Below are 24,970 nucleotides of genomic sequence, written 5' to 3'. Positions count from 1 at the left end.
AAATCAGCTGACCGGAATGTCGGCCCGCTTGACAAGCGGGAGATATGGGCGTGGGGCTTTAACCATTGTACGCAAGCAATTCCGCCGCTCAGGCCGATTTGGCCAGCAGCTTGCTTAACTTTTGAACATGAAGTGTCTCGGAATGAAACCCGGCAGAATCAACGGCTTTACCGCGCGCGGGATCGTGGGCGCATTGGGCGGCGCGTTGCTTTTAGGCCAGCAGGCGCTGGCCAGTCCGCTGTCGGGTGCGACGCTCGACGGTCTGACCCGCGCCGAAGGCATCCGCAGTTGGATCGAGATCGCAGAACCCGGCAATCTGGGCCTGCTGTTCATGGGAATTGCCGGACTGCTGATCGGCCGCTGGGCCGCGGGCGGCAAGCGCAAGGGCCCGCCCAAACCCTGAACGGTCGAAGCTTCGCCCTCTTGACCTTGGCCATGGCTGCGCGCAGAGCGCTGAACCATGGCAGACCCCATCATCCAGCGGCTTGAAGCCATCATCGCCGAGCGGCGCAGCGCCTCTTCCGACAGCAGCTACGTGGCGAAGCTGAGCGCCAGGGGCCGTGCCCGCATCGCCCAGAAGATCGGCGAAGAGGGCGTCGAGACCGTCATCGCCGCGATCAAGGACGACGGCCCGGGCGTGATCAGCGAAAGCGCCGATTTGATTTTCCACCTGCTGGTGCTGTTTGCCGATATGGGCCTGACCTGGGACCAGCTTCTCGCTGAACTGGATGCCCGCGAAGGCACCTCCGGGATCGCCGAAAAGGCATCCCGCCCGAAGGAGTGACCGATCATGCCGATTGACCCCACGCTTCCCTATGACGACCAGAACATCTTCGCCAAGATTCTGCGCGGCGAGATTCCGTGCAAGAAGGTCCACGAGGACGACCATGTGCTGGCGTTTAACGACATCAACCCGCAGGCGCCCACGCATGTGCTGGTGATCCCCAAGGCACCGTTCGTCAGCTGGGACGATTTCTCGGCGCGGGGCACCGACGAGCAGATTGCGGCGTTCGTGCGCGGTGTGGGCGAGGTGGCGCGCATGCTGGGGCTGGTCGAGCCCGGCTATCGTCTGCTCGCCAATGTCGGCATGGATGCGCACCAGGAGGTGCCGCACCTCCATGTCCACCTGTTCGCGGGGCGCAAGCTGGGCCCGATGCTGATGAACGGCTGACCTTTTCGGCGGGACGGCCCTGCGATAGACTGGCGGCGCACAGGGGGAAGGGTGATCATGATCAGGCTGCTGGCGATCATTTCCATTTTGCTGCTGACGATCACTCCGGCCTGGGCGGACAGCGCGGTTCCCTGCGTGCGCATGCTCGGCGATTTCTGGGGCGAGACTCCGGCCCCGTCCGATATCAGAACGCTCGACGGCACCGCCTACAAGAGCCCCGAGGACCTGGCGCGCGCTGTCGGCGATGGTGCGGTGATTCAGGGCGGCAATTTCTCCGAGTGGGATTTCCGCAAGGTCCGGCTGACCAAAGCGTGTTTCGTGGAGGCCGATCTCAAGGGAAGCGTGTGGACCGGGGCCAGCGCGCCCGGGGTTGGCTTCATCAAGTCCGACCTGACAGAAGCCGCTTTGAGCTCGATCAGGGCCCCCGGCGTGCTGTTCCGTGATGCGGTGCTGACCAACACCCATGCCGACAAGGCCGACTTCAGCGGCGGGTGGTTCGAGGGGGGCTGGTTCGATGGCGGTGTCGATGGTTGGAAACTCGATGAAGCGAACCTGACCGGTTTCACTTTCTCCTGCGGCATCACCCTGTCCGATGGCTGCCCGCTTTATGATGGCGACCGGCAGATTTCGGCGCGTGGTGCCGACTTTACCCGCGCGAAGCTCAGCAGCTTCCACCGTTATGGCCTGAGCGACATCGAACTTGACGGTGCGGTGCTCGATCGCACCGAGATCTCTCCCGGCCAGCTCGCCAGCATGAAGGGGCGCAAGATTGTCCACCCCCTGGTGCTGACAGGCGCCGACAGGACGATCGAGCTTTCGGTGGAAGAGGCCCAGGCGATCGCCGACGATACCGCAATCGCCGCGTCCTTTGCCAGCGGCCCCTCGTTCGATTGCGCACGTGCGGCGAGCGCTGTCGAAAAGATGCTGTGCCTGCCCGATGCGCCCGACCTTGGCCAGGCCGACCGTGACATGGCCGCATTGTTCGCCAGGGTCCGCAAGGTCCGCCCGCAGGCGGTGGCAGAACAGCGGCAATGGATCGGACAACGCGACGCGTGCATGCGCGGCGAATACCCGTCCGATTGCGTGCGCGCCGCGCACCGCGACCGGATCGGGGTGCTTCTCGGCCAGCTTGGCGAGCAGGAGTGGTTAGCGCGCGGGCAGGGCGCGGTTTTCATCGAGGATTCCCTTCCGCTGACCGATGCGATGCGCGCCAGTGCCGTATTTGCGCGGATCGCTCCGGTGCTGGCAGGTGCATCGGACGCGCTGGTCTATGTCAGCCGCGCTGCCGACGGAAGCTATGCGGTGAGCGGCGAGGCGGTCGGTGCCAATGCGCACACCTGTTCGCTGGGTGCTTCGGGCCTGCGGCTCGATCCGCTGACCGGATGGTACTCCGCGCCGATCCCGGGCAAGCGGCTCAATGCCAGGGTCATCCGCGTCCATGACGACGTGGTGGAGGTTTTCGAGAGCGGGCGCCCCTCGGGCGACCTGCCCGAGGCCGAGCTGGATTATGCCAGTTGCGGAATGCGCGCCGCATTCTCGCCGCTGCGGCGGATCGACCTGCAGCCTGCGGATCTCAAGCGCTATGCCGATCAGGCACGTTTGCATGAGTAAAGCCCTCACTCCTGCCGCAACTTTATGACAAGCCGGTTGCCAGCGCGTGAAAAGCCGCTAATCCTTGGGGCATAGGGGTGTAGCCCCGGGACGCAACCGGCAGGTCCGAACCTGCCATGGGTGGGAAATCGACAACATCATGAAATTTGCCCGTGTCAAACCGCTGGACGCCATATTGGCGACCGCGAAGAAAAAATCATTGCACCCGACGCTCGGGGCCTTTCAGCTGACCCTGTTCGGGATCGGCTGCGTCATCGGTACCGGCATCTTCGTGCTGACGTCTGCGGGCGCGCAAAAGGCCGGTCCCGGCCTGATGCTGGCGTTTGCGATCGCAGGCCTGATCTGCATCGTGGCCGCTTTGTGCTATGCCGAAATCGCCGCAATGATCCCGGTCGCGGGGTCTGCCTATACCTATACCTATTCGGTAATGGGCGAAATGCTCGCCTGGACCGTCGGCTGGGCGCTGGTGCTCGAATATGCCGTGGCGGCAAGCGCGGTGTCGGTCGGATGGTCCGGCTATTTCACCGGCACGATATTGAACGAATTCTTCGGGATCGTTCTGCCACCATATCTGACAGCAGGCCCTGTCGCGCTGGGAGGCGCACCGGGTGGTCTGATCAACCTGCCTGCCGTGGTCATCGCGCTGCTGGTGACGTGGTTGCTGATGATCGGCACCAACGAATCGGCCAAGGTCAACGCCGTGCTGGTGCTGATCAAGGTGACCGCGCTGACAGCGTTCATCGTGCTGACCCTGCCTGAAACCGAAATGGCCAACTTCAATCCCTTCCTGCCTGCCGGTGTGTTTGGCGGCTTTGGATCGGGCGTGGGCGCCGTGGGTGCTGCCGCGACCATCTTCTTTGCCTATGTCGGCTTCGATGCGGTCTCGACAGCTGCCGAAGAAACCAAGAACCCGCAGCGCAACGTGCCGATCGGCCTGATCGGCAGCCTCGGCATCTGCACGGTGTTCTATATCCTGGTGGCTGCAGGCGCAGTCGGATCGATCGGCGGCCAGCCGATCATGGGCCCGAACGGCGTTCCGTTCCCCGCAGGCTCTGAAGAACTCGCCCGCCAGTGCGCGCTGCCCGAATATTCGGAAATGCTGGTCTGCTCGAACGAGGCGCTGGCGCACGTGCTGCGCAAGATCGGCTTCAGCGGCGTGGGCAACATGCTGGGCATCGCGGCCTTCATCGCGCTGCCTTCGGTGATCCTGATCCTGCTGTTCGGCCAGACCCGCATCTTCTTCGTGATGGCGCGCGATGGCCTGCTGCCCGAAGGCCTGTCGAAGATCCACCCCAAGTGGAAGACGCCCTATGTCGTCACCGCGATCACGGGTGCGATCGTGGCCTTTGCCGCAGCGTTCCTGCCGGTCGGACAGCTTGCCGATATCGCGAATGCCGGAACACTCTATGCGTTCATGATGGTGGCAATTGCGGTGATGATGCTGCGCAAGACCGATCCCGATCGCGAGCGGCTGTTCCGTACGCCGGCCCTGTGGCTGGTCGGACCGGCGACGATCGCAGGATGCATCTTCCTGTTCCTCAACCTGCCGTTCGAGGCGATGATCGTGCTGCCTGCGTGGGCTGCTGTCGGCCTGGTGATCTATTACCTCTATGGCTACAAGGCGAGCCATCTGGGCAAGGGCATCGTCGAGGTACCCGACGACGACATCCTCAACCCGCACGGTTGATCCAGAAAAACCCCGGCCTCACCCGCCGGGGTTTTTTGTGTCCAACCTACATCGGCGATTTCGGACAGGTGCCCGGGCGCGCGAACAGCTTGCCGCGCTCGGCCCAGAAGATCACCGCAAGCGCCGCGATGCCGCAGACAAGAAAGCCCAGTGCCATCGGAAGCGTGCTTCCGTCGAAGGCCTGGCCGACAAAGGCGCCTATCGCAGTGCCCAGCACGGTGCGGAACGCCATCTGGAAGGACGAGGCCGCACCTGCCATCTTGGCGAACGGTTCCATTGCGATCGACCCGAAATTGGCGCCGATAAAGCCGATCATCGCCATGTTGAGCGCGACAATCGCCAGAAACAGCGCCATCGGCTCGCCCGGGATCAACGCCGCGCCGATCTGCATCGCCGACAGCACCAGGAACGCCAGCAACGCCGATTGCGAAACGCGGCGTGCGCCGAAACGCTCGACGATGCGGCTGTTGAACCAGTTGGAAAGCGCCATCGATCCTGCGACCGCGGCGAAGGCGTACGGGAAAATCTCGCGCGCGCCGAACACTTCTGAAAAGATCTGCTGCGAGCTGTTGAGGAAGCCGAACATCGCCCCCATCAGCAGGCCGCCCGCGGCGACGTGGCCAAAGCCGGTGCGGTTGAACACAACCTTGAACCAGGTGCTGCCGATCGTGTCGAGCCGGATCGGGATGACGTTTTCGGGCTTCAGCGTTTCGGGAAGCCGCAGGAACACCCACACCCCCACAGCGGTGCCCATCACGGTCAGCAGGATGAAGATGAACTGCCATTCGGCGAAATACAGGATCAGCTGGCCGATGGTCGGCGCGATCACAGGCACCGCCATGAAGACGATGAAGATGATCGACATGAACCGCGCCATCCGGTCGCCGGAAAAGATGTCGCGGATCACAGAGACCACCAGCACGCCCATCGCCGCCGCAGAAAACCCTTGGGCAAAGCGCAGCATCAGCAGAGTGTCGAAATCGGGTGCAAACGCGCAGGCGAGACCGAACACGACATACATCGCAACCGAAAACAGCAGCACCGGCTTGCGACCGAACCTGTCGCCGATCGGACCATAGAACAGCGACCCCAGACCCATGCCCATCAGGTAGCTGCTGATGATGTACTGCCGGTTGTTGGGATCGGTGACGGAGAACGCTTCGCCCAGCGCGGGGAATGCCGGAAGGATGGCATCGATCGCCAGCGCATTGAGCGCCATCAAGGCGGCCATCATCGCCACGAGCTCGCGCGGGCCCAGCGGAAACTCCGTGGTCGGCGCCAAGGCAGCTCTGGGCGCCGGTTCTGCTAACTGGTTATTGTGCATTGCATCATAATGGGCGTTGCGGCCGCGATTGCCAACCGCCTGTCGCACTTCTATTTCTCTGCCAGCATGCCAGACCCCCATGATCCGCCGCTGCGCAAGATCATCCACATCGACATGGATGCCTTCTTTGCGAGCGTCGAACAGCGCGACAACCCGGCGCTGCGCGGGCGGCCCGTCGCGGTTGGAGGCTCCTCACGGCGGGGTGTGGTGGCCGCGGCCAGCTATGAGGCGCGGACCTTCGGGGTGCGCTCGGCAATGCCATCGGTCACCGCGCTGCGGCGCTGCCCCGACCTGCTGTTCGTCAAGCCGCGTTTCGATGTCTATCAGCAGGTCTCGCGCCAGATCCGCGCCATCTTTGCCCGGCACACCGATCTGATCGAACCGCTGTCGCTCGACGAGGCGTATCTCGACGTCAGCATCAACAAGCACGCCATCGCATCGGCGACGCAGATCGCGCAGATGATCCGCGCAGATATCGCGCGCGAGACCGGACTGACCGCAAGCGCCGGCGTGTCGTACAACAAGTTCATCGCCAAGCTGGCGAGTGATCAGAACAAGCCTGATGGCCTGTGCGTGATCCGCCCCGAGCAGGGACCTGCCTTTGTCGCCGCACTGCCGATCAAGCGCTTTCATGGCGTCGGCCCGCGCACCGCGGAAAAGATGGCGGGGCTCGGCATCGTTACCGGCGCCGATCTGGCGGACAAGACCGAGCAATGGCTGCTTGCGCATTTCGGCAGCTGGGGAAGCTATCTGCACGGCGCCGCGCGCGGGATCGACCACCGCCCGGTGCGCCCCGACCGGATCCGCAAGTCGATCGGCGGCGAACGCACCTATGGCGAGGATATCTGGACCGAATCGGGATTGCGCGAGGCGCTGGAGATCATCGCCGACATCGTGTGGGAACGCGTCGAACGCAACGAGGCGCAGGGGCGCACCGTGACCCTGAAGGCGCGCTATGCCGACTTCCAGACGATTACCCGCGCCCGTTCGCTCGGCCAGCCGGTGCCGGACCGCGCAGCCTTCGGCCAGATCGGCCAGGCGCTGGTCGATCAGATCCTGCCGCTGCAGAACGGCATCAGGCTGCTGGGGCTGACCTTGTCGGCCCTGTCGAGCGCCGAGGAAGAGGAAGAGGCCGATCTGCGCCAGCCCGAGCTGCCATTCAGCTGATCGGCAGCTCCTATCCTACCACTCGGCTGCTGGCGGCAGGCCGTCGCGCACCTCGATCAGGCGGCGCAGGCTGGCAGGTGCGATGTTGGCGGGCAGGAGGTCAAGCGGAACGAAAGCCGCCTCGATGATCTCGCGCCCATCGACGCAAGGTTCGCCCGAGGCCGTGCCGGTCACAACGGTGATGTGATTGCGCGCGCCCTCGGCAGCGGAGAAGAATTCCCCATGAATCCGTGCATTGCCAAGCCTGCAGCCGGTCTCCTCGCGCAATTCGCGCTCCGCCGCGGCCAGCACGGTCTCGCCGCGATGGATGCCTCCGCCGGGTAGCATGAACAGGTCGCGCGACTGATAGCTGTGCCGCACGAGCATGACGGTGCCGCCATCGCCCAGTGCGACGACCTTGACGCCGTAGGTGCGCGGCTTGAACACCCGCCAATAGACCAGCCGGACCTTCTGGGCGACCCGGTAGACCGGATGCAGCGCGCTCATGCGCGCTGTCCGGACCCGCCGCATCGCCCGAAGCGCTCAGACATCCAGATTGGCGACGTTGAGCGCATTCTCCTGGATGAACTCGCGACGCGGCTCTACGATATCGCCCATCAGCTGGGTGAAAACCTCGTCGGTGATGTCGGCGTCGTCGACCTTGACCTGCAGCAGCGAGCGATGGTTGGGATCGAGCGTGGTTTCCCAAAGCTGCTCGGCGTTCATCTCGCCCAGCCCCTTGTAGCGGGCGATGGCCAGCCCCTTGCGCCCAGCCGCGAGGATCGTTTCGAGCAGAACCGAAGGCCGATTGATCGTCACGCCGGTGGCCACGGTGACGGCGTCATCCGCTTCATCGCCATCGATGTCGCTCTCGGTCGGCGCAGCGGCGCCCGCTTTGACCAGCCTGCTCGGGTTCAGGTACATCGGGGCGAATTCGCCTGCCACCCTGTGCAGCTTGCGCGCCTCGGCGCTGTTGAGGAAGGGCAGATCGACAACGTGATGGTCGGTGACCCCGCGCCACCAACGCTCGAGATGATAGCCGCCCTCGACAGACAGTTCGCCCGTCCAGCGCGCCTCAGGATCAGCTCCGCCCATCCAGGCCGTCGCGGTGTTGACCGCGGCCAATCTGTCGCTGTCCGGCATATCGGGCGAAAGTGCCCCGGCAAGCGCCAGCCCTTCGATGATCAGAGGATCGTAACGGCGCGGGACGTACGTCATCAGGCTCTTCATGCGCCGGGCGTGCTCGACCAGTTCGCGAAGATCATCGCCGCCACGCGCGCCCTCTACCGTCTCGAGAATACGGCCCTGCAGCCCTGCATCGACCAGATACTGGTCAAGCGCGTCATTGTCCTTGAGATACACCTCGCTCTTGCCCTTGGCGACCTTGTACAGCGGCGGCTGGGCGATGTACAAATGCCCGGCGCGGATGATCTCGGGCATCTGACGATGGAAGAACGTGAGCAGCAGCGTGCGGATATGCGCGCCGTCGACGTCAGCGTCGGTCATGATCACGATCTTGTGATAGCGCAGTTTCTCGATGTTGAAATCATCGCGAATGCCGGTGCCCATCGCCTGGATCAGCGTGCCAACTTCCTTCGACGAGATGATCCGGTCGAAGCGCGCACGCTCGACGTTGAGGATCTTGCCCTTCAAGGGCAGGATCGCCTGATAATGCCGGTCGCGGCCCTGCTTGGCCGATCCGCCTGCCGAGTCACCCTCGACCAGGAACAGTTCGGACTTGGCAGGATCACGCTCCTGGCAGTCGGCAAGCTTGCCGGGCAACGAAGCGATGTCCATCGCGCCCTTGCGCCGAGTGAGTTCGCGCGCTTTCTTGGCGGCCTCGCGGGCCGCTGCGGCATCGATGATCTTGGCGACGATCGACTTGGCGTGCGCGGGGTTTTCCTCGAGCCACTCGGCCATCTTGTCGGCCATCAGGCTTTCGAGCGGCTGGCGAACCTCGGAGCTGACAAGCTTGTCCTTGGTCTGCGAGCTGAACTTGGGGTCGGGAAGCTTGACCGAGACGATCGCGGTCAGGCCTTCGCGCATGTCATCGCCGGTGAGCGAGACCTTTTCCTTCTTCAGCAGCCCCGACTTTTCCGCATAGCTGTTGAGCGTGCGGGTCAGCGCGGCACGGAAGGCCGCCAGATGCGTGCCGCCGTCGCGCTGTGGTATGTTGTTGGTGAAGCACAGCACGTTCTCGTAATAGCTGTCGTTCCACTCCAGCGAGACGTCGATGGTTACATCGTCGCGCGACCCGGAAATCGCGATCGGATCGGGCATCAGCGGCTGTTTGTTTCGATCGAGCCATTTGACGAACGCGGCGATGCCGCCCTCGTAATACAGATCGTGCTCCTTGGGCTCGGCGTGGCGCTCATCGCGCAGGATGACGCGGACGCCCGAGTTGAGGAACGCGAGCTCGCGATAGCGGTGCTCAAGCTTCTCGAAATCATATTCTGTGACGTTCTTGAACGTGTCCTGCGAAAACAGGAAGGTGACCTGCGTGCCCTTCTTGCCCTCGGGCGCAGGTCCCATGACCTTCAGCGGCGCTTCGGAATCGCCGTGGCGAAAGCGCATCCAGTGCTCCTGGCCGTCGCGCCAGATGCGCAGCTCGAGCCATTCCGACAGCGCGTTGACGACGCTGACGCCCACGCCGTGCAGGCCGCCGGAAACCTTGTAGGCATTGTCGTCGCTGGTGTTCTCGAACTTTCCGCCCGCGTGCAGCTGGGTCATGATGACCTCGGCCGCCGAGATGCCCTCTTCGGTATGGATTCCCGTGGGGATGCCGCGGCCGTTATCCTCGACCGTCACCGAATTATCGGGGTTGAGCGTGATCAGCACGCGGTCGCAATGGCCGGCGAGCGCCTCGTCGATGGCGTTGTCCGAAACCTCGAACACCATGTGGTGCAGGCCTGATCCATCGTCGGTATCGCCAATGTACATGCCCGGGCGCTTGCGCACCGCATCGAGGCCCTTGAGGACCTTGATCGAATCTGCGCCATAGCTGTTGGTGTTGGCCGGGTTCTGGTTATTCTCGGTGGAAGTGCTGGGAGTGTCTGTCATCTTTGCGTCATAGCCGCGCGAGACCCGAAACCCAAGCGGAACTGGTCGTTTTTGCACATATTTTAGCGTGCCACAGACGCTGTGGAACGACCTGCCACGATCCCTCCGCCGCAGCTTGCTTGTATGACCCGGGCGATCACCTATAACCGGAACCATGAAAGCCAATCCGCTGCCTCTGATCGCCGTGCTGCTGCCCATTTTGGTGGTTGCCGGATGCGCCGACCCCGAACCTGCGAGCAAGCGCGAGCCGGGCGGTCAGGCCGCTGGCGAACGGCTGGGCGCGTCCGACGCCAGCCCGACCGCGCGCCCGGTGAGCATCGGCGAGGGCGGAACGCGCTTTGCCGCCTGCCAGGGACGCGGCCGCGTCGGCGGATTGCGCGGGGGCGAACTGCCGGTGCGCGATGCTCCGTTCGATGGCGCCAAGCAGGTCGGCGCACTCACCGACGACACCCATGTCTTTGTCTGCACCCGCAGCCTCGACCAGCAATGGCTTGGGGTCGTGGTCGGACCATCGCCCAGCAGCCAGGCCGCTCCCGAAGGCGCAGCTGCGCCGCCAACGGATGAGGCAGCCCCCGCCGCAACGGTCGATTGCGGGGTGACGAGGCCCGTTCGCACCAAGCAGCCTTATGCCGGCCCATGCCTGAGCGGCTGGGTGGAAAACACCTTTGTCGCCGCGGTGGCCAATTGATCGGCCGTCAGGCTGTCGTCCCTGCGATTGCCGCTTTCCTCGTGATGCCGCTCTGGGCATAACTTGCCTCAAGCAGGTGGCGCTCAAGCCGCCGGGAGAGGATTTGGATGGACATAACAGCAGAGCTCGAACGCGAATTCGGCAACTGGCCGGGAATTGTTGCGGCATGGGGAACGCTTCAGCCCGATGCCATCGCGCTCGATGACGGGTATCACCGCATCAGCTGGGGCGCGCTGTCGGGCCAGGTCGACCGCATCGCCGCGCAGCTGATCGCCGATGGCCTGCAACGCGGCCAGGCGGTAGCGATTCTCGGCACCACCGGCATCCCTTATGCGCTCGCTTATCTGGCGGCGATCCGCGCCGGCGGCTGTGCTGCGCCACTCACCACCAGCGCAACGCCGCGCCAGCTCGCCAACATGCTCGCCGATTCCGGCGCGATCCACCTGTTCATTGATGGCGACAAGCGCGCCGAACTGCTCGCCAGCGGAGTGGATCTGGGGACGGCGCGCCATGTCATGCTCGATGCCGCGGCCGGTGAAACGCCTTCGCTGAGCGAATGGATGGCGCCGGAAGGCTCCGTGCCCGACATCGCTCCGCCGCAGCCGGGCGATGCCTTCAACATCATCTATTCCAGCGGCACCACCGGGACCCCGAAGGGCATCGTGCATTCGCACGCCATGCGCTGGCGGCAGTCGGTCGCGGGGTTCCAGGCGATCTATAGCGAACAGGCACGCGCGATCCTTTCCACCCCGCTCTATTCGAACACCACGCTCGCGGTGTTCCTGCCCACTATCGTGCATGGCGGCATGGTGCGGCTGATGGGCAAGTTCGATTCCGGACAGTGGCTGAATGCCGCCCAGGCCATGCGCGCCACCCACACCATGCTGGTGCCGGTGCAGTACCAACGGCTGATGTCCGACCCGGCGTTCGATTCGCATGATCTGTCATCGATGCAGGTCAAGTTCTGCACCAGCGCCCCGTTCAGTGCAGAGCTCAAGGCAGAAGCGCTGCGCCGCTTCCCCGGCGGTCTGGTCGAAATCTACGGAATGACCGAGGGCGGGGTGGTGTGCATGCTCCAGGCGCACAACTTCCCCGACAAATTGCACACCGTCGGCCAGCCGGTGAAGGGACACGACCTCAAGGTCATCGACGAAGAGGGCAGGGAACTGCCACCGGGATCCAAAGGCGAGATGGTGGGTCGCTCGCCGACGATGATGAGCGGCTACAAGAACCAGCCCGACAAGACGCGCGACATGGAATGGCGCGACGCGGACGGCAATCTGTGGTTCAAGATGGGCGATATAGGAATCGTCGACGAGGACGGCTTCGTCCAGATTGTCGGGCGCGCCAAGGACATGATCATCTCGGGCGGGTTCAACATCTACCCCAAGGACCTCGAGGAAATCCTGATGCAGCAGCCCGGCGTCGCAGATGCCGCGGTCGTCGGGATGCCGTCCGAGCGCTGGGGCGAAACCCCGGTGGGCTTCGTGGTCGCGGCGCCGGACCATGCGCTCGAACTCGATCAGCTGCTCGCCACCGTCAACGCCGAACTGGGCAAGACCCAGCGCCTCTCCGCGCTCCATCCGATCGACGAACTTCCGCGGAGCCATATCGGCAAGATATTGAAGACGGACCTGCGGGCGATGCTGGCCGAGACTGCAGGCTAGACTCGCCGCGTTGCCCCAACTATCGGCAGACCATGACCATAGCCCATGACGAATCCGTTCTGATTGTCGATTTCGGCAGCCAGGTGACGCAGCTTATCGCACGCCGGGTGCGCGAGGCGGGGGTGTACAGCGAGATTGCCCCGTTCAGCAGCGCGGAAGCGGCATTTCACCGGATGAAGCCCAAGGGGATTATCCTCTCGGGTGGTCCGGCATCGGTGACCGAAGACGGCAGCCCGCGCGCTCCGGAAGCGATCCTGCAATCGGGCCTGCCGATCCTGGGGATCTGCTATGGCCAGCAGACGATGACCCAGCAATTGGGCGGCATGGTCGAAGGTGGCGGCGAGAAGGGCGGCGAATTCGGTCGCGCGTTCATCGAGATCACCGACCGCTGCCGGTTGTTCGACGGGCTGTGGAAGGAAGGCGAGGCGCATCAGGTGTGGATGAGCCATGGCGACAAGGTAACTGCGCTCGCTCCCGGCTTCCGTGCAGTCGCATCTTCCCCCGGCGCGCCGTTCGCGGTGATCGCCGATGACGAGCGCTGCTTCTACGCGATGCAGTTCCACCCCGAGGTCGTGCACACCCCCGATGGCGGCAAGTTGATCGCCAACTTCGTCCGGCATGTCTGCGGCTGCCGGGGCGACTGGTCGATGGCCGAGTTCAAGGCTGCCAAGATCGCCGAGATCCGCGAGCAGGTCGGCAAGTCGCGCGTGATCTGCGGGCTTTCCGGCGGTGTCGACAGCGCCGTTGCCGCCGTGCTGATCCACGAGGCGATCGGCGATCAGCTGACCTGCGTGTTCGTCGATCACGGGCTGATGCGGCTGGGCGAGGCCGACCAGGTCGTCAGTCTGTTCAAGGGGCACTACAACATTCCGCTCGTGCATGTTCAGGCCGAAGCGTTGTTCATGGGAGGCCTCGCCGGAGTTACTGATCCTGAACTCAAGCGCAAGTTCATCGGCAAGACCTTTATCGATGTGTTCGAGTCCGAAGCCCGCAAAATCGGCGGCGCGGAGTTCCTGGCGCAGGGCACACTGTACCCCGATGTCATCGAAAGCGTCTCGTTCACCGGCGGGCCGTCTGTAACGATCAAGAGCCACCACAATGTCGGCGGCTTGCCCGAACGCATGAACATGAAGCTGGTCGAACCCTTGCGCGAGCTGTTCAAGGACGAGGTGCGCGCATTGGGCCGCGAGCTTGGCCTGCCCGACGTGTTCGTCGGTCGCCATCCGTTCCCTGGCCCCGGTCTTGCCATCCGCATCCCTGGTGAGGTCACGCGTGAGCGCTGCGACATCCTGCGCAAGGCCGATGCGGTCTATCTCGACGAGATCCGCAACGCCGGCCTGTACGACGCGATCTGGCAGGCGTTTGCCGTGCTGCTGCCGGTCAAGACCGTGGGCGTGATGGGCGATGGCCGCACCTATGACAACGTCTGCGCGCTGCGCGCCGTGACCAGCACCGACGGCATGACCGCAGACATCTATCCGTTCGACTCAAGCTTCCTGCAGCGCACCGCGACGCGGATCATCAACGAGGTCAAGGGCATCAACCGCGTGGTCTACGACTACACGTCAAAGCCGCCCGGCACGATCGAGTGGGAATGAGGCGAGGGCTCGGCCGCATTCCAGCCGGGTAACCTTCACCTTCGGCGGCGGCCGAAGTCGCGCGCGAGGTCGACAAACGCCTTGAAGGCCGCAGACGGGTTGCGCCGGTTCGGGTAATAGAGGCTCAAGGGTGCGAGCGGCGGTGTCCAGTCTTCGAGCACACGGATCACCCGCTGCTCAGCGATATCCTCGCGGACGTCGGATTCCATGAAGAACCCGAGCCCGACATCTTCCAGCACCGCGATCCGCGCAAGGCTCGCCTCGTCCAGCGTGATGCGACCGGTGACGTCGATCTGCACCGCTTCGCCCTGGCTCTCAAAATGCCAGCGATAGAACGAACCATTGGGAAGCCTCACCCGAATGCACGCATGGCCAAGCAGATCGGCAGGGACCAGCGGGGTACCATAAGCGCGCAGATAGGCCGGGGTGGCGACCGCGGCGTGGCGCTGGGGCGGGCCCAGCGGGATCGCGATCATGTCGCTGGGGACAAGGTTGGCATTGCGCAGGCCGAAATCGAACCCGTCGGCGACGATGTCGACCATCCGCCCTTCGGTTACCAGATCGACATGCACCTGCGGATATTCGCGGAGGAAGCGCAGCACCAGCGGCGCGAGGACCTCGCGCGCAGCCGTGGCGAAGGCATTGATCCGCAATGTCCCTGAAGGTGTCACCTGCTGCGAACTGGCAATGTCCATCGCCTCGCGAATGTTCTGGAGCGCAGGGGATACCTGCTCGACAAATCCGCGGCCTGCCTGCGTGAGCGACACGCTGCGGGTGGTGCGGTTGAACAGCCGGACGCCGAGCTGACGTTCGAGCTTGGCGACGGCGTTGCTCAGCGCGGTGGTCGACATGTCCAGATCAAGCGCAGCCCCGCGGAAGGAGCCGCAGCGCGCAACCGAAAGAATGCAATCGAGCTCGACGAGATTGTGCCGGATCATTGTCCTGTTTTTCGCAATATCATATCCAGGATTATCCCGATTATCGGATCAAAGGTCCATCGCTAAATTGCAGACACAGCCCAGCGGCCAGAAGCTGCCTGAACAGGGCTGCACGAGATGGAGACCCCATATGGCAATCGACCTGCCCGAGAGCATTTCCAGATATTTTGCCGCCGACCGCGAGCGGGACGCCGAAGCTGTCGTCCAATGCTTTGCACCGCATGCCACCGTCCGCGATGAGGGAAGAACCCATTTCGGCCGTGATGCCATCCGAACCTGGAAGCAGGATACCGCAAGCGCCTTCAGCTACACGGTCGAGCCTTTTTCGATCACCCGGGAAGGTGATCGCATCGTGGTCACCAGCCATCTTGCCGGAAACTTCCCCGGCAGTCCGGTCGATCTGCGCTACCTGTTCGCCATCAGCGGAGAGCAGATCACCGCGCTGGAGATCACGCCATGAGCGCGGGATCGCAGTGTATCGGTCCGGACGCGGGCGGGGGGCGGTTCATCGACCTCACCGGCAAGCGGGCCTTGATCACCTCGGGCACACGCGGCGCGGGCGCCGCGACCGTCGCGTTGTTTCGCGAGCTTGGCGCCGACGTGCTGACCACCGCCCGGACCCGGCCGGATGACTGGAACGATGTTCCGTTCTTTGCCAGCGACCTCACACACGCGGATGGCTGCGCCGCGCTCGCGGCGGAAGTCCACGAACGCATGGGCGGTGCCGACATCATCGTTCACATGCTGGGTGGCTCGTCCGCGCCGGCCGGTGGGTTCGAAGCGCTGAGCGATGCTATCTGGGCAAGCGAGATCGATCTCAACCTGATGCCAGCGGTGCGGCTTGATCGCGCTCTGGTCCCGGGGATGGTCAGCCGGGGGCAGGGCGTCGTGGTCCATATGACCTCGATCCAGAGCCGGTTGCCGTTGCCCGAGGCGACGACCGCCTATGCCGCAGCCAAGGCGGCGCTCTCGACCTACAGCAAGAGCCTGTCCAGACAGGTGTCGCCGCATGGGGTGCGCGTGGTGAGGGTGTCGCCGGGCTGGATCGAGACCGAAGCGTCGATCGACCTTGCAACGCGGCTTGCCGAGCAGGCCGGAGGCGACATCGAGCAAGGCCGCAGGATGATCATGGATTCGCTTGGCGGCATTCCCATCGGACGGCCGTCGACCCCAGCGGAAGTGGCAAGCCTGATCGCTTTTCTGGTATCGGACCGCGCGGGCAGCATCACCGGAACCGAACATGTCATCGACGGCGGCACCATACCGACCGTCTGAGCAAGATCAGCGCAGGCGCTTGACGAACAGCCCGCCGTTCTCGCGGCGCTCGGTGGTGAACTGCGGCGAAGCTTCGAACATGTCGAGCAGACGTGGGAAACCATGGTTGCGGACGTCGAAGCTGGACCGGTTGCCCGCGATCTTGCCGACTTCGCTGAGCGACGCAAAGCCGCGCTCGTCGCGCTTGCTGGCCTGATAGGCATCGATCAGCAGCTGGATAACGTCCTCGTCGATGCTTGCGCCGCCTGCAGCGGGCTTGGGGTCCGGCTTGGCGCTGCTCCTGGCGGCAGCGGCGTTGTCGGCTTTCTTCTCAGCCCCCTGCACCTTGATCAGCGCGTTCACATCGATAAACCGGGTGCAGGCCTGCTTGAACGCTTCGGGCGTCTTGTCGCCGCCAAAGCCATAGACGGGCAGGCCGTCCTGGCGGATGCGCTGGGCGAGCGGCATGAAATCGCTGTCCGAACTCATGATACCGAAGCCGTTGACCCGGCCCCGGAACAGCAGGTCCATCGCATCGATCGTCATCTTCATGTCGGTGGCGTTCTTGCCCTTGGTCAGGTCGAACTGCTGCTGGGGCTCGATGCCGAACTTGTGGACGATATCCGCCCAGCCCTTGAGCGCGGGCTTGCGCCAGTTGGCGTAGGCGCGGCGGATGTTCACCGTGCCCAGTTCCGCCAGCACGGTCAGCACCGGATCGATCCCGGACGGGCTGGCATTGTCCGCGTCGATCAGCAGGGCGATGTTAGGGGGCGTTTCCTTGGTCATTCCCGAAAATGGCGCTTCGGCGGGTCAAAAGCAATCGTCATGGCACCAGCCATTCGCCCCGCCATTGGCCGTCAGGCGCGCGGTGAAACAGCGCGCGGCGGTGTCCGGTGTGCGCGAGATGCAGGAATTCGATCGTGTCGATCTGCGCCATCAGCAGCGCGAAATTGGCGCGCCCGGGGGCGACCTCGTCGTCATCCTCGGGCTTGCGGCCCTCGATCTCTGCGGGCAGCCCTGAGACCGGCACGTCGGATACCGTGCCGGGAGCCGGATCGGCGAGATAGCAGCGCCTCGCAAACAGCGTCGCTTCACCCCAGGCCTGATCGGCTGCGGCAGTATCGGTTTCTATCCGCGCCACGCCCGACAGGCGGAACTGGCGCTTGGCTGCGGGATCATAGCCCAGGATCGAGACCGGGCTGCCATCGCCGATCTGATCGACCTTGGCCGCGCGGGAATCGGTGTGAAAGCGCAGCGTCGCCGACGCCCCGTCGAACGCCCGCAACACCATCACCCGCTGGCTCGGAACGCCGTCACCAGTGATCGTCGCGACGACAGGGGTATGCATCGGGGCGCGGCGGTCCTTAGCGGCGCGGCCCAGCCGCTGCCAGACATCGGCCAGCACGGCGTCGAGATCATCGGGCAGGTCGAGAAGGCTTTGAGATGTCATGGATTCCCCGCTTTGGACTGGCCGTCATCGCGCAGCCTCGGGCATAAGTGTGGGCAGGCGGGCGCTTTTACCAGTGGAAGTGCGCGGGGGCCTGCGCTAAAGCGCCAGTCATGAACGAAGTCACGCCCATCGAGAGCCCCGAAGGCCGTCCCGCCCGTGTCCGCAAGCCGGACTGGATCCGCGTTCGCGCACCCACCAGCAAGGGTTTCAACGAAACCCGCAAGCTGATGCGCGATCTCAACCTCAACACCGTGTGTGAAGAGGCGGCGTGCCCCAACATCGGCGAGTGCTGGACCAAGAAACACGCCACGGTGATGATCTTGGGCGATGTGTGCACCCGCGCCTGCGCTTTCTGCAACGTCAAGACCGGCATGCCGCGCATGGTCGACACCAAGGAACCCCAGCACGTCGCAGATGCGGCAGCGCAAATGGGGCTCGAGCATATCGTCATCACCTCGGTCGACCGCGACGACCTTGCCGATGGCGGCGCGAGCCAGTTCGTCAAGGTGATCGAGGCGCTGCGGCGGACCACGCCCAAGACGACGATCGAGATCCTGACCCCCGATTTCCGTAACAAGCACGAAGCCGCGGTCGAGGCGATCGTCACCGCCCGGCCCGATGTGTACAACCACAATCTGGAAACCGTGCCCCGGCTCTATCCCACCATCCGTCCCGGCGCGCGCTATTACGCCTCGCTCCGGCTGCTCGAGATGGTCAAAAGGCTCGATCCGTCGATCTTCACCAAGTCGGGCATCATGCTCGGCCTGGGCGAAGAACGGCTCGAGGTGCACCAGGTGATGGACGACATGCGCTCTGCCGATGTCGATTTCCTGACCATGGGCCAGTATCTGCAGCCCACGCCGCGCCACACCAAGGTCATCGATTTCGTGACCCCCAAGGCATTCGATGCCTATGCGGCGATCGCGCGTGCCAAGGGCTTTTTGCAGGTCGCATCCAGCCCGCTGACCCGGTCGAGCTATCATGCCGGCGAGGACTTTGCCCAGATGCGCGCCGCGCGCGAGGCAAAGCTGGCACGGCAGGCGGCACGGTAAGAGGCCCCGGATGCCATCGCACCGCGAGACCCGGCATCTGCCCTGGAGTCACGAGCAGATGTATCATCTGGTCGCCGACGTCGCGCGCTATGCCGAGTTTCTGCCCTGGGTGATCGCAACCCGGGTCAAATCGGACAGCGACACCGAGATGGTGGCCGACATGGTGGTCGGCTTCAAGCAATTACGCGAGAAGTTCACCTCGCTGGTGCGTAAGGTGCCCGGTGAGCGGATCGAGGTCGAGTATCTCGACGGCCCGCTCAAGAACCTCGAAAACATCTGGCAGTTCGCCAGCGACGGCAAGGGCGGGTGCACCGTCGACTTCTACGTGTCGTTCACCTTCAAGAACCGGCTGTTCGAAACGCTGGCCGGCCAGTATTTCGACCGCGCCTTCCGCAAGATGGTCAGCGCGTTCGAAACCCGCGCCGAAGAGCTTTACGGCAACAGCAGTTCGAGCGCGGCCATCGTCGCTTCCTGACGAATCTCCGCGCGACTGAGCGTGGGATCGAAATTCTTCTGCTCGGCGGTGATGTCGTTCTCGCTCTGGCCGCGCAGCGCGCAGGCGAACACCACGGTGCCCACAGGTTTGCTCTCGGTGCCTCCACCGGGCCCGGCCACGCCGGTGATCGCCACCGCAACATCCGCATCCGAATGCTTCAGCGCGCCGCGCGCCATCGCCCAGGCGACGGCGGGCGAGACCGCGCCGAAGGTGTCGATCAGCTCGGCACTGACCCCGAGCGATTCGATCTTGGCATCGTTGGAATAGGTCACGAAGCCGCGATCGAGCACATCCGAGCTGCCGGGAATTTCAGTGATCGCCGCGCACACCAGTCCGCCGGTGCAGCTTTCCGCCAGCACGATCCGGCGGCCGGCGGTGATATTCTCGGTCACCACCCGCTCGGCAAGATCCATCAGCAGCGATGGCAGCAGGCCTTTCACTTCGCGGAATCCTTGCACAGGGTGAAGGGGTTCTTGCTGGTCTCGCCAGGCTTTTTCGAGGTCTCGTCCAGCTTCATCAGCGCGATCAACAACTTGCCCATGTTCTCGGGCGGCAGCGGTTCGAGCGCGCTGTAGAATTCCTCCACCGCGTTGCAATTTTCTGGCTTGATCTCCTGCTCGACCAGCGCGGTGATCGCCGCGGTGAGCAGCGGACGGAAGATCTGCGGATCGCTCCCCGGCGGCAAGGGCAGTTCCACCGCCGCCAGGAAGGCGCGTCCGGCCACCGGCCAGGCCCTGTCAGCGGCAGGCTGATAGACCTGGCTGATCTTGGTGGACGAGCGGGTGAGGGCAGACGCTGCTGGCAGATGCGGCAGGCAGGCCCGGCGGGCGCTGGACAACGCGTCGGGCAAAGCCGCCACCGCGAGCGACTGTGCCTGGCTGTTTGAGAGGCACGCGGCGGTTTGCGCAGCAGCGGTCTGGGCGGCCAGCGCCCCGGCCATGGCCAGCACCGCTGCGGATCGGGTCATCAGTGTCGTTCGTGTCATGTCTGTTATCCTGTCAGGGTTGTCCGGCAACCATCACGCTGGCCGCTGCCTGCGCGGCGATGCCTTCGCCGCGACCGGTGAAGCCCAGGCGTTCGGTCGTTGTCGCCTTGACTCCCACCTGATCCGGTCGGAGCGCAAGAATAGTGGCGATGCGTTGCTGAATGGAAGCTTTGTGCGGGCCGATTTTCGGCTCCTCGCAGATTATGGTGAGGTCGATATTGGCGATCTGCCCGCCCTTGGCGCGGACCAGAGATGCTGCATGCGCGAGGAACTGCGCCGAATCCGCACCGCGCCATTGCGGGTCGCTGGGCGGAAAATGCTCGCCGATATCGCCCAGCGCCATGGCACCGAGCAGCGCATCTGTGATTGCATGCAGCGCGACATCGGCATCGCTGTGCCCGACAAGTCCCCGATCATGCTCGATTTTTACGCCGCCCAGCCACAGTTCCTCGCCGCTCGCCAGCCGATGCACGTCATAGCCGATGCCGGTGCGGACCATCATCGCGGCAGGCGCTGGAGCAGGCTGGTGTGACACGGCAAAGTCCTCGGAAAAGGTGATCTTGGTCAACGCCTCGTCGCCTTCGACCAGCGCGACGGCAAGGTCGTGAGCGCGGGCGATCTGGCTGTCGTCGGTGGGGGTGCGATCGGACGACCAGGCGAGGTGCGCGGCCAGGATCGCGTCGAAATGGAATGCCTGGGGGGTCTGGATCCGCCAAAGATGCGCGCGATCGACCGCCTGCTCGATGACGCCATCGGCGCCGCGCGCGATGCTGTCGACCACGGGCAGCACAGGCACCGCGCCGGGATTGGCGTCCAGCGCGGCATTCAACCGGTCCAGAACGTCGTGCGAAAGGGAAGGGCGGGCGGCGTCGTGGATGAACACCCGGTCCGTCCCACCCTGCGCAGCGAGCGCCAGCAGACCCAGCCGCACCGAGTCGCTGCGTTCGGCGCCTCCGGTGACCAGCACGATGCCGTCCAGCCCGGCCAGCGCGGCCTTGGCCGACGCAGTCTGGCCTTCACCGATCACGACAACGATGCGCGGCGCAGCGTCCCAGCTGGCAAATGCCTCGACGCTGTGGCGGAGCAGGGGCTTGCCGCGATACTCGGCAAACTGCTTGGGCACATCGCCGCCAGCGCGCAGGCCCTTGCCCGCAGCCACGATCAGCGCGGCGGTGCGGGAGGTGTCGCTCGAAAGGCTCGGTTTTGCATCGGACATCGGGCGCGGGGCATAAACCAAGTGCTGCTTGCCCGCCAGCCGCTTTGCGATTATGGGGCTGCCTAAATATTAGGCACGCATCATCATGACCCATATCCCCGCCCTCAAGCCGATCCAGATCGGCCCCTTGCAGATCGACGAGCCGGTGCTGCTTGCGCCGATGACCGGCGTGACCGACATGCCGTTCCGCACTTTGGTGCGGCGCTATGGCTCGGGGCTCAACGTCACCGAGATGATCGCCAGCGAGGCGATGATCCGTGAGACGCGCCAGTCGCTGCAGAAAGCGGCCTGGCATGCGGTCGAAGAACCGGTGTCGATGCAGCTCGCCGGGTGCGGTCCGAAGCAGATGGCCGAAGCAGCCAAGCTCAACGAGGACCGTGGCGCTGCGATCATCGACATCAACATGGGCTGCCCGGTGAAGAAGGTGGTCAACGGCGATGCGGGCTCGGCGCTGATGCGCGACCTGCCGCTGGCCGCCGCACTGATCGAGGCGACGGTCAAGGCGGTCAAGGTGCCGGTGACGGTCAAGATGCGCATGGGCTGGTGCCATGACAGCCTCAACGCGCCGGAGCTTGCGCGGATTGCCGAGGATCTGGGCGCGAAGATGATCACCGTCCACGGCCGCACCCGCAACCAGATGTACAAGGGCTCGGCCGACTGGGCATTTGTTGCGAAGGTAAAGGCAGCGGTGAAGCTTCCGGTTATCGTCAACGGCGACATCTGCAGCATCGAGGATGCGCGCACCGCGCTGGAGCAGAGCGGCGCCGATGGCGTCATGATCGGACGCGGCGCCTATGGCAAGCCATGGCTGCTGGGGCAGGTGATGCATGCGCTGCGCACTGGCGAGACGTTGCCCGACCCGAATCTGGACGAGCAGTACCGCGTGATCATCGAGCATTATCACGCGATGCTCGAGCACTACGGCAGCGACACCGGCGTCAAGATGGCCCGCAAGCATCTGGGCTGGTACACCAAGGGGTTGCCGGGCTCTGCCGAGCTGCGCAACAAGATGAACCAGATCGACAATCCCGATGTCGTGACAGCGATGCTGGGTGAGTTCTACCGGCCCTGGCTGCGTCAAGCCGCCGCCTGATGGTGGCCAGCGCTGCCATCGCGCCGGATGCGGCGGCTCAGCTGCAGAGCCTGCCGATGGCTGTGGTCATGCTGCACGCCGACCGCACGATCGCAGCAGCCAATGCGGCGGCGGAAAACCTGCTCGAGCAAAGCGCACGCCGGCTGATCGGTCGGCATCTGTCGGAGTTCCTGCGTTTCGACGATGCGCGGATCGGGCTCGCGCTCGACCAGCCCGACACCAATCTGGCCGCGCACGGCATGCGGGTGCAGATCGGCCGCAACAGCGTGCGCGAGGTCGATATCTCACTCAGCCCGGTGGCCGAAGGGTGGCAGCTGCTGGTGCTCAACGAATCCGGCGCGGGATCGCCGCTGTTCGACAGCGAGCCCGCCGCCGAGGGCTTTGCGGTGCGCGGACCCGATATTCTGGCGCATGAGATCAAGAACCCGCTCGCTGCGATCAAGGGCGCTGCGCAGCTGATCGAACGACAGCTCGATGGTCCGGGGCGACGCCTCTCTGGACTGATCACCGCAGAGGTGGACCGCATCGCCCTGCTGATCGACCAGATGCAATCGCTTACCCGGCGCACTGCCGCGCCGGTGCGGCCCTGCAACATCTATGAGCCGCTGAGCCGCGTACGCGAGATCGTGGAGACCGCGCACCCCGACACCGTCCGCTTCGTCGAGCAGTTCGACCCCTCGATACCACCGGTGCTGGCCGATGCCGACAATCTGGTGCAGGTGCTGCTCAACCTCATCACCAACGCCCGCGAGGCGATGGAGGGGCAGGACGATGCCTGCATCACTCTGACCACCAAGTTCGTCAGCGGCGTGCGGCTGCGGCTCTCGCGCGGGGACGATCGCTATATCCGGCTTCCGGTCGAGGTGCGGGTCAGCGACAACGGCCCGGGGATCGATGCGGACATCGCCGAGGACATCTTCTCGCCCTTCGTCACCAGCAAGAAGACCGGGCAGGGGCTGGGCCTCGCTTTGGTTCAGAAGCTGGTGCGCGACATGAACGGGCGCATCGTGCACGAACGTGACGCGCAGCAGGGGCTCACCAATTTCCGGCTGTTCCTGCCGCTTGCCACCCTGGGGAACTGATCATTATGGCCAAATCGGTTTTGCTGGTGGAGGACGATCGCTCGATCAGCCAGGTGATCACCGCCGCGCTGGAGGCCGAAGGCTGCGCCGTCGATCATTGCACCTCGATCGCACGGCGCAACACGCTCATCGCCGACAAGCGCTATGCCGCGATCCTCACCGATGTGATGCTAGAGGACGGCGATGGCATCGCCACGCTGGGCGTGGTGCTCCAACGCCATCCAGATACGCCGGTGATCGTGCTTTCGGCGCAGAACACGCTCGATACCGCGGTACGCGCAAGCGAGGCGGGTGCTTACGAATATTTCCCCAAGCCCTTCGATCTGGATGAACTGATCCGCGCCGTACTTCAGGCGATCGCGCGCAGCGGCGATTCCGGCGGCATCATGGACGCAGACCCTGCCGATAGCGGGCTGCCGCTCGTCGGGCGCAGCGCGCCGATGCAGACGGTCTACCGCATGATCACCCGGGTGCTGCGCAATGACCTGTCGGTGCTCATCCTGGGCGAATCCGGCACCGGCAAGGAACTGGTGGCAGAGGCGATCCATCAGCTGGGCCACCGCAAGCAGGGCCCGTTCGTCGCGGTCAACATGGCCGCGATTCCTGCCGAACTGATCGAGTCAGAGCTGTTCGGCCATGAAAAGGGCGCGTTCACCGGGGCCGTCACGCAGTCGATCGGCAAGTTCGAGCAGGCCCATGGCGGCACGCTGTTTCTCGACGAAATCGGCGACATGCCGATGCAGGCGCAAACGCGGCTGCTGCGCACGCTGCAGACCGGGCGGATCACCCGCGTCGGCGGCCATCGCGAGATCGAGCTCGACGTGCGCTTCCTGGCAGCGACCAATAAGCCGTTCGGGCCGCTGATCGAGGCCGGGCTGTTCCGCGAGGATCTGTATTACCGCATCAACGTGGTGCCGATCGAGCTTCCGCCGCTGCGTGAGCGGCTGAGCGACATCCCCGCGCTGGTGGAACATTTCCTGGCGCTTGCGGTGCAGGAGGGCCTGCCTCGGCGGATCTTCGACGATAGCGCAATCGCCGCGATGCAGCGCCGCAACTGGCGCGGCAACGTCCGCGAGTTGCGCAATCTGGTGTTCCGCGCAGTCATCATGAGCCGCGACGACCTGATCACCGCCGAGGCATTGGGGAGCATTTTCGACGAACCGGCGCTCGGCGGCGAACCCCGGCGCGAAGAGAGCGACTTCGATCAGGCTGTCAGCCGCTTCCTGCTCACCGAACGGCCCGAACATGGCGCGGTGTATGATCGCGCGCTCGCGGCGTTCGAAATTCCGCTGCTGCAATCGATCATGCGCCAGTGTGATGGCAACCAGGTCAAGGCGGCCGCGATGCTGGGGATCAACCGCAACACGCTGCGGAAGAAGCTGGTCGAACACCGCCTGACGAACCTCTGATAGCCCCGGCAGCGGACCCATGCGTCGAAGCGGGTGCGTTATG

The 24,970-nt window shown here is 64.4% G+C and carries 25 protein-coding genes; 16 read left to right on the top strand and 9 right to left on the bottom strand.

The window, feature by feature from the left end:
• Positions 1-142 precede the first annotated feature (142 nt).
• From BSY18_RS06360 to BSY18_RS06340, 5 genes are all read left to right on the top strand, one after another.
• Positions 143-403 (top strand): hypothetical protein, encoded by a 261-nt coding sequence (locus BSY18_RS06360; protein ID WP_069050032.1) that lies wholly within the window; start codon positions 143-145, stop codon positions 401-403.
• Between the two features lie 57 nt (positions 404-460).
• A complete protein-coding gene (locus BSY18_RS06355; RefSeq protein WP_069050031.1) occupies positions 461-784 on the top strand; it encodes a phosphoribosyl-ATP diphosphatase in 324 nt (107 codons plus the stop codon).
• 6 nt (positions 785-790) lie between these two features.
• Positions 791-1,171 (top strand): histidine triad nucleotide-binding protein, encoded by a 381-nt coding sequence (locus BSY18_RS06350; RefSeq protein WP_069050030.1) that lies wholly within the window; start codon positions 791-793, stop codon positions 1,169-1,171.
• A gap of 57 nt (positions 1,172-1,228) precedes the next feature.
• Complete coding sequence (locus tag BSY18_RS06345; protein ID WP_150126222.1) at positions 1,229-2,782, top strand: pentapeptide repeat-containing protein; 1,554 nt, start codon at positions 1,229-1,231, stop codon at positions 2,780-2,782.
• Positions 2,783-2,921: 139 nt separating this feature from the next.
• The gene (locus tag BSY18_RS06340; protein ID WP_054134889.1) at positions 2,922-4,469 is read left to right on the top strand and encodes an amino acid permease; all 1,548 of its coding nucleotides are present in this window, start codon (positions 2,922-2,924) and stop codon (positions 4,467-4,469) included.
• Positions 4,470-4,515: 46 nt separating this feature from the next.
• Here BSY18_RS06340 and BSY18_RS06335 read toward each other — a convergent pair whose 3' ends face one another.
• Positions 4,516-5,751 carry a multidrug effflux MFS transporter gene (locus tag BSY18_RS06335; RefSeq protein WP_069050028.1) on the bottom strand — a complete coding sequence of 412 codons (1,236 nt, stop codon included), beginning with the start codon at positions 5,749-5,751 and terminating at the stop codon, positions 4,516-4,518.
• 108 nt (positions 5,752-5,859) lie between these two features.
• On the opposite strand from BSY18_RS06335, the gene dinB reads away from it, so the two are divergent.
• Positions 5,860-6,960, top strand: coding sequence for a DNA polymerase IV (gene dinB, locus BSY18_RS06330; RefSeq protein WP_069051745.1), 1,101 nt, complete (start codon positions 5,860-5,862; stop codon positions 6,958-6,960).
• 15 nt (positions 6,961-6,975) lie between these two features.
• Here dinB and BSY18_RS06325 read toward each other — a convergent pair whose 3' ends face one another.
• A complete protein-coding gene (locus BSY18_RS06325; RefSeq protein ID WP_054134891.1) occupies positions 6,976-7,446 on the bottom strand; it encodes an NUDIX domain-containing protein in 471 nt (156 codons plus the stop codon).
• Positions 7,447-7,482: 36 nt separating this feature from the next.
• Positions 7,483-9,999, bottom strand: a complete 2,517-nt coding sequence (gyrB, locus tag BSY18_RS06320; RefSeq protein ID WP_069050027.1) for a DNA topoisomerase (ATP-hydrolyzing) subunit B — start codon at positions 9,997-9,999, stop codon at positions 7,483-7,485.
• Between the two features lie 154 nt (positions 10,000-10,153).
• Between gyrB and BSY18_RS06315 the strand changes: the two genes are divergently transcribed.
• The 3 genes from BSY18_RS06315 (at position 10,154) to guaA (ending at position 13,952) form a co-directional block, all read left to right on the top strand.
• Positions 10,154-10,687, top strand: a complete 534-nt coding sequence (locus BSY18_RS06315; RefSeq protein ID WP_069050026.1) for a hypothetical protein — start codon at positions 10,154-10,156, stop codon at positions 10,685-10,687.
• A 107-nt stretch (positions 10,688-10,794) separates the two neighbouring features.
• Positions 10,795-12,354, top strand: coding sequence for a class I adenylate-forming enzyme family protein (locus BSY18_RS06310; protein WP_069050025.1), 1,560 nt, complete (start codon positions 10,795-10,797; stop codon positions 12,352-12,354).
• Between the two features lie 32 nt (positions 12,355-12,386).
• On the top strand, positions 12,387-13,952 hold the full coding sequence (guaA, locus tag BSY18_RS06305; RefSeq protein ID WP_069050024.1) for a glutamine-hydrolyzing GMP synthase: 1,566 nt from the start codon (positions 12,387-12,389) through the stop codon (positions 13,950-13,952).
• A gap of 35 nt (positions 13,953-13,987) precedes the next feature.
• Here the strand turns inward: guaA and BSY18_RS06300 are convergent, their stop codons facing one another.
• Positions 13,988-14,890: a LysR family transcriptional regulator gene (locus BSY18_RS06300; protein WP_069050023.1), complete on the bottom strand. Its 903-nt coding sequence runs from the start codon at positions 14,888-14,890 to the stop codon at positions 13,988-13,990.
• 130 nt (positions 14,891-15,020) lie between these two features.
• Between BSY18_RS06300 and BSY18_RS06295 the strand changes: the two genes are divergently transcribed.
• Both BSY18_RS06295 and BSY18_RS06290 read left to right on the top strand, forming a co-directional pair.
• Positions 15,021-15,350 (top strand): nuclear transport factor 2 family protein, encoded by a 330-nt coding sequence (locus BSY18_RS06295; RefSeq protein ID WP_069050022.1) that lies wholly within the window; start codon positions 15,021-15,023, stop codon positions 15,348-15,350.
• Positions 15,347-16,165, top strand: a complete 819-nt coding sequence (locus BSY18_RS06290) for an SDR family oxidoreductase (protein ID WP_069050021.1) — start codon at positions 15,347-15,349, stop codon at positions 16,163-16,165. Before BSY18_RS06295 ends, BSY18_RS06290 begins: the two co-directional genes overlap by 4 nt.
• Positions 16,166-16,171: 6 nt before the next feature.
• Here BSY18_RS06290 and BSY18_RS06285 read toward each other — a convergent pair whose 3' ends face one another.
• Both BSY18_RS06285 and BSY18_RS06280 read right to left on the bottom strand, forming a co-directional pair.
• Positions 16,172-16,930, bottom strand: a complete 759-nt coding sequence (locus BSY18_RS06285; protein WP_054134899.1) for an NYN domain-containing protein — start codon at positions 16,928-16,930, stop codon at positions 16,172-16,174.
• A gap of 37 nt (positions 16,931-16,967) precedes the next feature.
• Positions 16,968-17,594 (bottom strand): pyridoxamine 5'-phosphate oxidase family protein, encoded by a 627-nt coding sequence (locus tag BSY18_RS06280; RefSeq protein ID WP_069050020.1) that lies wholly within the window; start codon positions 17,592-17,594, stop codon positions 16,968-16,970.
• A 110-nt stretch (positions 17,595-17,704) separates the two neighbouring features.
• On the opposite strand from BSY18_RS06280, the gene lipA reads away from it, so the two are divergent.
• Together lipA and BSY18_RS06270 are read left to right on the top strand one after the other, a co-directional pair.
• On the top strand, positions 17,705-18,646 hold the full coding sequence (gene lipA, locus BSY18_RS06275; RefSeq protein WP_054134901.1) for a lipoyl synthase: 942 nt from the start codon (positions 17,705-17,707) through the stop codon (positions 18,644-18,646).
• A gap of 10 nt (positions 18,647-18,656) precedes the next feature.
• Complete coding sequence (locus BSY18_RS06270; RefSeq protein WP_054134902.1) at positions 18,657-19,121, top strand: type II toxin-antitoxin system RatA family toxin; 465 nt, start codon at positions 18,657-18,659, stop codon at positions 19,119-19,121.
• Here BSY18_RS06270 and BSY18_RS06265 read toward each other — a convergent pair.
• Genes BSY18_RS06265 through BSY18_RS06255 form a run of 3 tightly spaced genes read right to left on the bottom strand, consistent with a single transcriptional unit; the run spans position 19,079 to position 21,343 of the window.
• Positions 19,079-19,582, bottom strand: a complete 504-nt coding sequence (locus BSY18_RS06265) for a CinA family protein (protein WP_231683905.1) — start codon at positions 19,580-19,582, stop codon at positions 19,079-19,081. The genes BSY18_RS06270 and BSY18_RS06265 overlap by 43 nt on opposite strands.
• A complete protein-coding gene (locus tag BSY18_RS06260) occupies positions 19,579-20,127 on the bottom strand; it encodes a hypothetical protein (RefSeq protein WP_150126221.1) in 549 nt (182 codons plus the stop codon). Before BSY18_RS06260 ends, BSY18_RS06265 begins: the two co-directional genes overlap by 4 nt.
• Before the next feature lie 13 nt (positions 20,128-20,140).
• Positions 20,141-21,343, bottom strand: coding sequence for a bifunctional 2-C-methyl-D-erythritol 4-phosphate cytidylyltransferase/2-C-methyl-D-erythritol 2,4-cyclodiphosphate synthase (locus BSY18_RS06255; protein ID WP_069050019.1), 1,203 nt, complete (start codon positions 21,341-21,343; stop codon positions 20,141-20,143).
• A 94-nt stretch (positions 21,344-21,437) separates the two neighbouring features.
• Between BSY18_RS06255 and dusB the strand changes: the two genes are divergently transcribed.
• From dusB to BSY18_RS06240, 3 genes are read left to right on the top strand one after another with little or no spacing between them, the layout of a single operon-like run.
• Positions 21,438-22,436: a tRNA dihydrouridine synthase DusB gene (dusB, locus tag BSY18_RS06250; protein ID WP_442856578.1), complete on the top strand. Its 999-nt coding sequence runs from the start codon at positions 21,438-21,440 to the stop codon at positions 22,434-22,436.
• A complete protein-coding gene (locus tag BSY18_RS06245) occupies positions 22,436-23,518 on the top strand; it encodes a two-component system sensor histidine kinase NtrB (protein WP_054134906.1) in 1,083 nt (360 codons plus the stop codon). The genes dusB and BSY18_RS06245 overlap by 1 nt, the downstream gene beginning before the upstream one ends.
• A 5-nt stretch (positions 23,519-23,523) precedes the next feature.
• Positions 23,524-24,927: a sigma-54-dependent transcriptional regulator gene (locus BSY18_RS06240; RefSeq protein ID WP_069050017.1), complete on the top strand. Its 1,404-nt coding sequence runs from the start codon at positions 23,524-23,526 to the stop codon at positions 24,925-24,927.
• Positions 24,928-24,970 lie beyond the last annotated feature (43 nt).

Origin of the sequence: Blastomonas sp. RAC04 (assembly GCF_001713435.1) — a bacterium.
Classification (GTDB): domain Bacteria; phylum Pseudomonadota; class Alphaproteobacteria; order Sphingomonadales; family Sphingomonadaceae; genus Blastomonas; species Blastomonas fulva.
Note: the sequence above shows the minus strand (reverse complement) of the source record. Positions and strands in the feature narration are given on the sequence as shown.

Coding starts and splice junctions, on each gene's coding strand:
- gyrB (WP_069050027.1), bottom strand. CDS start 9,999: ATGACAGACACTCCCAGCACTTCCACCGAGAATAACCAGAACCCGGCC.
- BSY18_RS06240 (WP_069050017.1), top strand. CDS start 23,524: ATGGCCAAATCGGTTTTGCTGGTGGAGGACGATCGCTCGATCAGCCAG.
- lipA (WP_054134901.1), top strand. CDS start 17,705: ATGAACGAAGTCACGCCCATCGAGAGCCCCGAAGGCCGTCCCGCCCGT.
- BSY18_RS06310 (WP_069050025.1), top strand. CDS start 10,795: ATGGACATAACAGCAGAGCTCGAACGCGAATTCGGCAACTGGCCGGGA.
- BSY18_RS06315 (WP_069050026.1), top strand. CDS start 10,154: ATGAAAGCCAATCCGCTGCCTCTGATCGCCGTGCTGCTGCCCATTTTG.
- BSY18_RS06255 (WP_069050019.1), bottom strand. CDS start 21,343: ATGTCCGATGCAAAACCGAGCCTTTCGAGCGACACCTCCCGCACCGCC.
- BSY18_RS06300 (WP_069050023.1), bottom strand. CDS start 14,890: ATGATCCGGCACAATCTCGTCGAGCTCGATTGCATTCTTTCGGTTGCG.
- guaA (WP_069050024.1), top strand. CDS start 12,387: ATGACCATAGCCCATGACGAATCCGTTCTGATTGTCGATTTCGGCAGC.
- BSY18_RS06245 (WP_054134906.1), top strand. CDS start 22,436: ATGGTGGCCAGCGCTGCCATCGCGCCGGATGCGGCGGCTCAGCTGCAG.
- BSY18_RS06355 (WP_069050031.1), top strand. CDS start 461: ATGGCAGACCCCATCATCCAGCGGCTTGAAGCCATCATCGCCGAGCGG.
- BSY18_RS06350 (WP_069050030.1), top strand. CDS start 791: ATGCCGATTGACCCCACGCTTCCCTATGACGACCAGAACATCTTCGCC.
- BSY18_RS06360 (WP_069050032.1), top strand. CDS start 143: ATGAAACCCGGCAGAATCAACGGCTTTACCGCGCGCGGGATCGTGGGC.
- BSY18_RS06325 (WP_054134891.1), bottom strand. CDS start 7,446: ATGAGCGCGCTGCATCCGGTCTACCGGGTCGCCCAGAAGGTCCGGCTG.
- BSY18_RS06345 (WP_150126222.1), top strand. CDS start 1,229: ATGATCAGGCTGCTGGCGATCATTTCCATTTTGCTGCTGACGATCACT.
- BSY18_RS06260 (WP_150126221.1), bottom strand. CDS start 20,127: ATGACACGAACGACACTGATGACCCGATCCGCAGCGGTGCTGGCCATG.
- BSY18_RS06295 (WP_069050022.1), top strand. CDS start 15,021: ATGGCAATCGACCTGCCCGAGAGCATTTCCAGATATTTTGCCGCCGAC.
- BSY18_RS06285 (WP_054134899.1), bottom strand. CDS start 16,930: ATGACCAAGGAAACGCCCCCTAACATCGCCCTGCTGATCGACGCGGAC.
- BSY18_RS06290 (WP_069050021.1), top strand. CDS start 15,347: ATGAGCGCGGGATCGCAGTGTATCGGTCCGGACGCGGGCGGGGGGCGG.
- BSY18_RS06280 (WP_069050020.1), bottom strand. CDS start 17,594: ATGACATCTCAAAGCCTTCTCGACCTGCCCGATGATCTCGACGCCGTG.
- dinB (WP_069051745.1), top strand. CDS start 5,860: ATGCCAGACCCCCATGATCCGCCGCTGCGCAAGATCATCCACATCGAC.
- BSY18_RS06270 (WP_054134902.1), top strand. CDS start 18,657: ATGCCATCGCACCGCGAGACCCGGCATCTGCCCTGGAGTCACGAGCAG.
- BSY18_RS06340 (WP_054134889.1), top strand. CDS start 2,922: ATGAAATTTGCCCGTGTCAAACCGCTGGACGCCATATTGGCGACCGCG.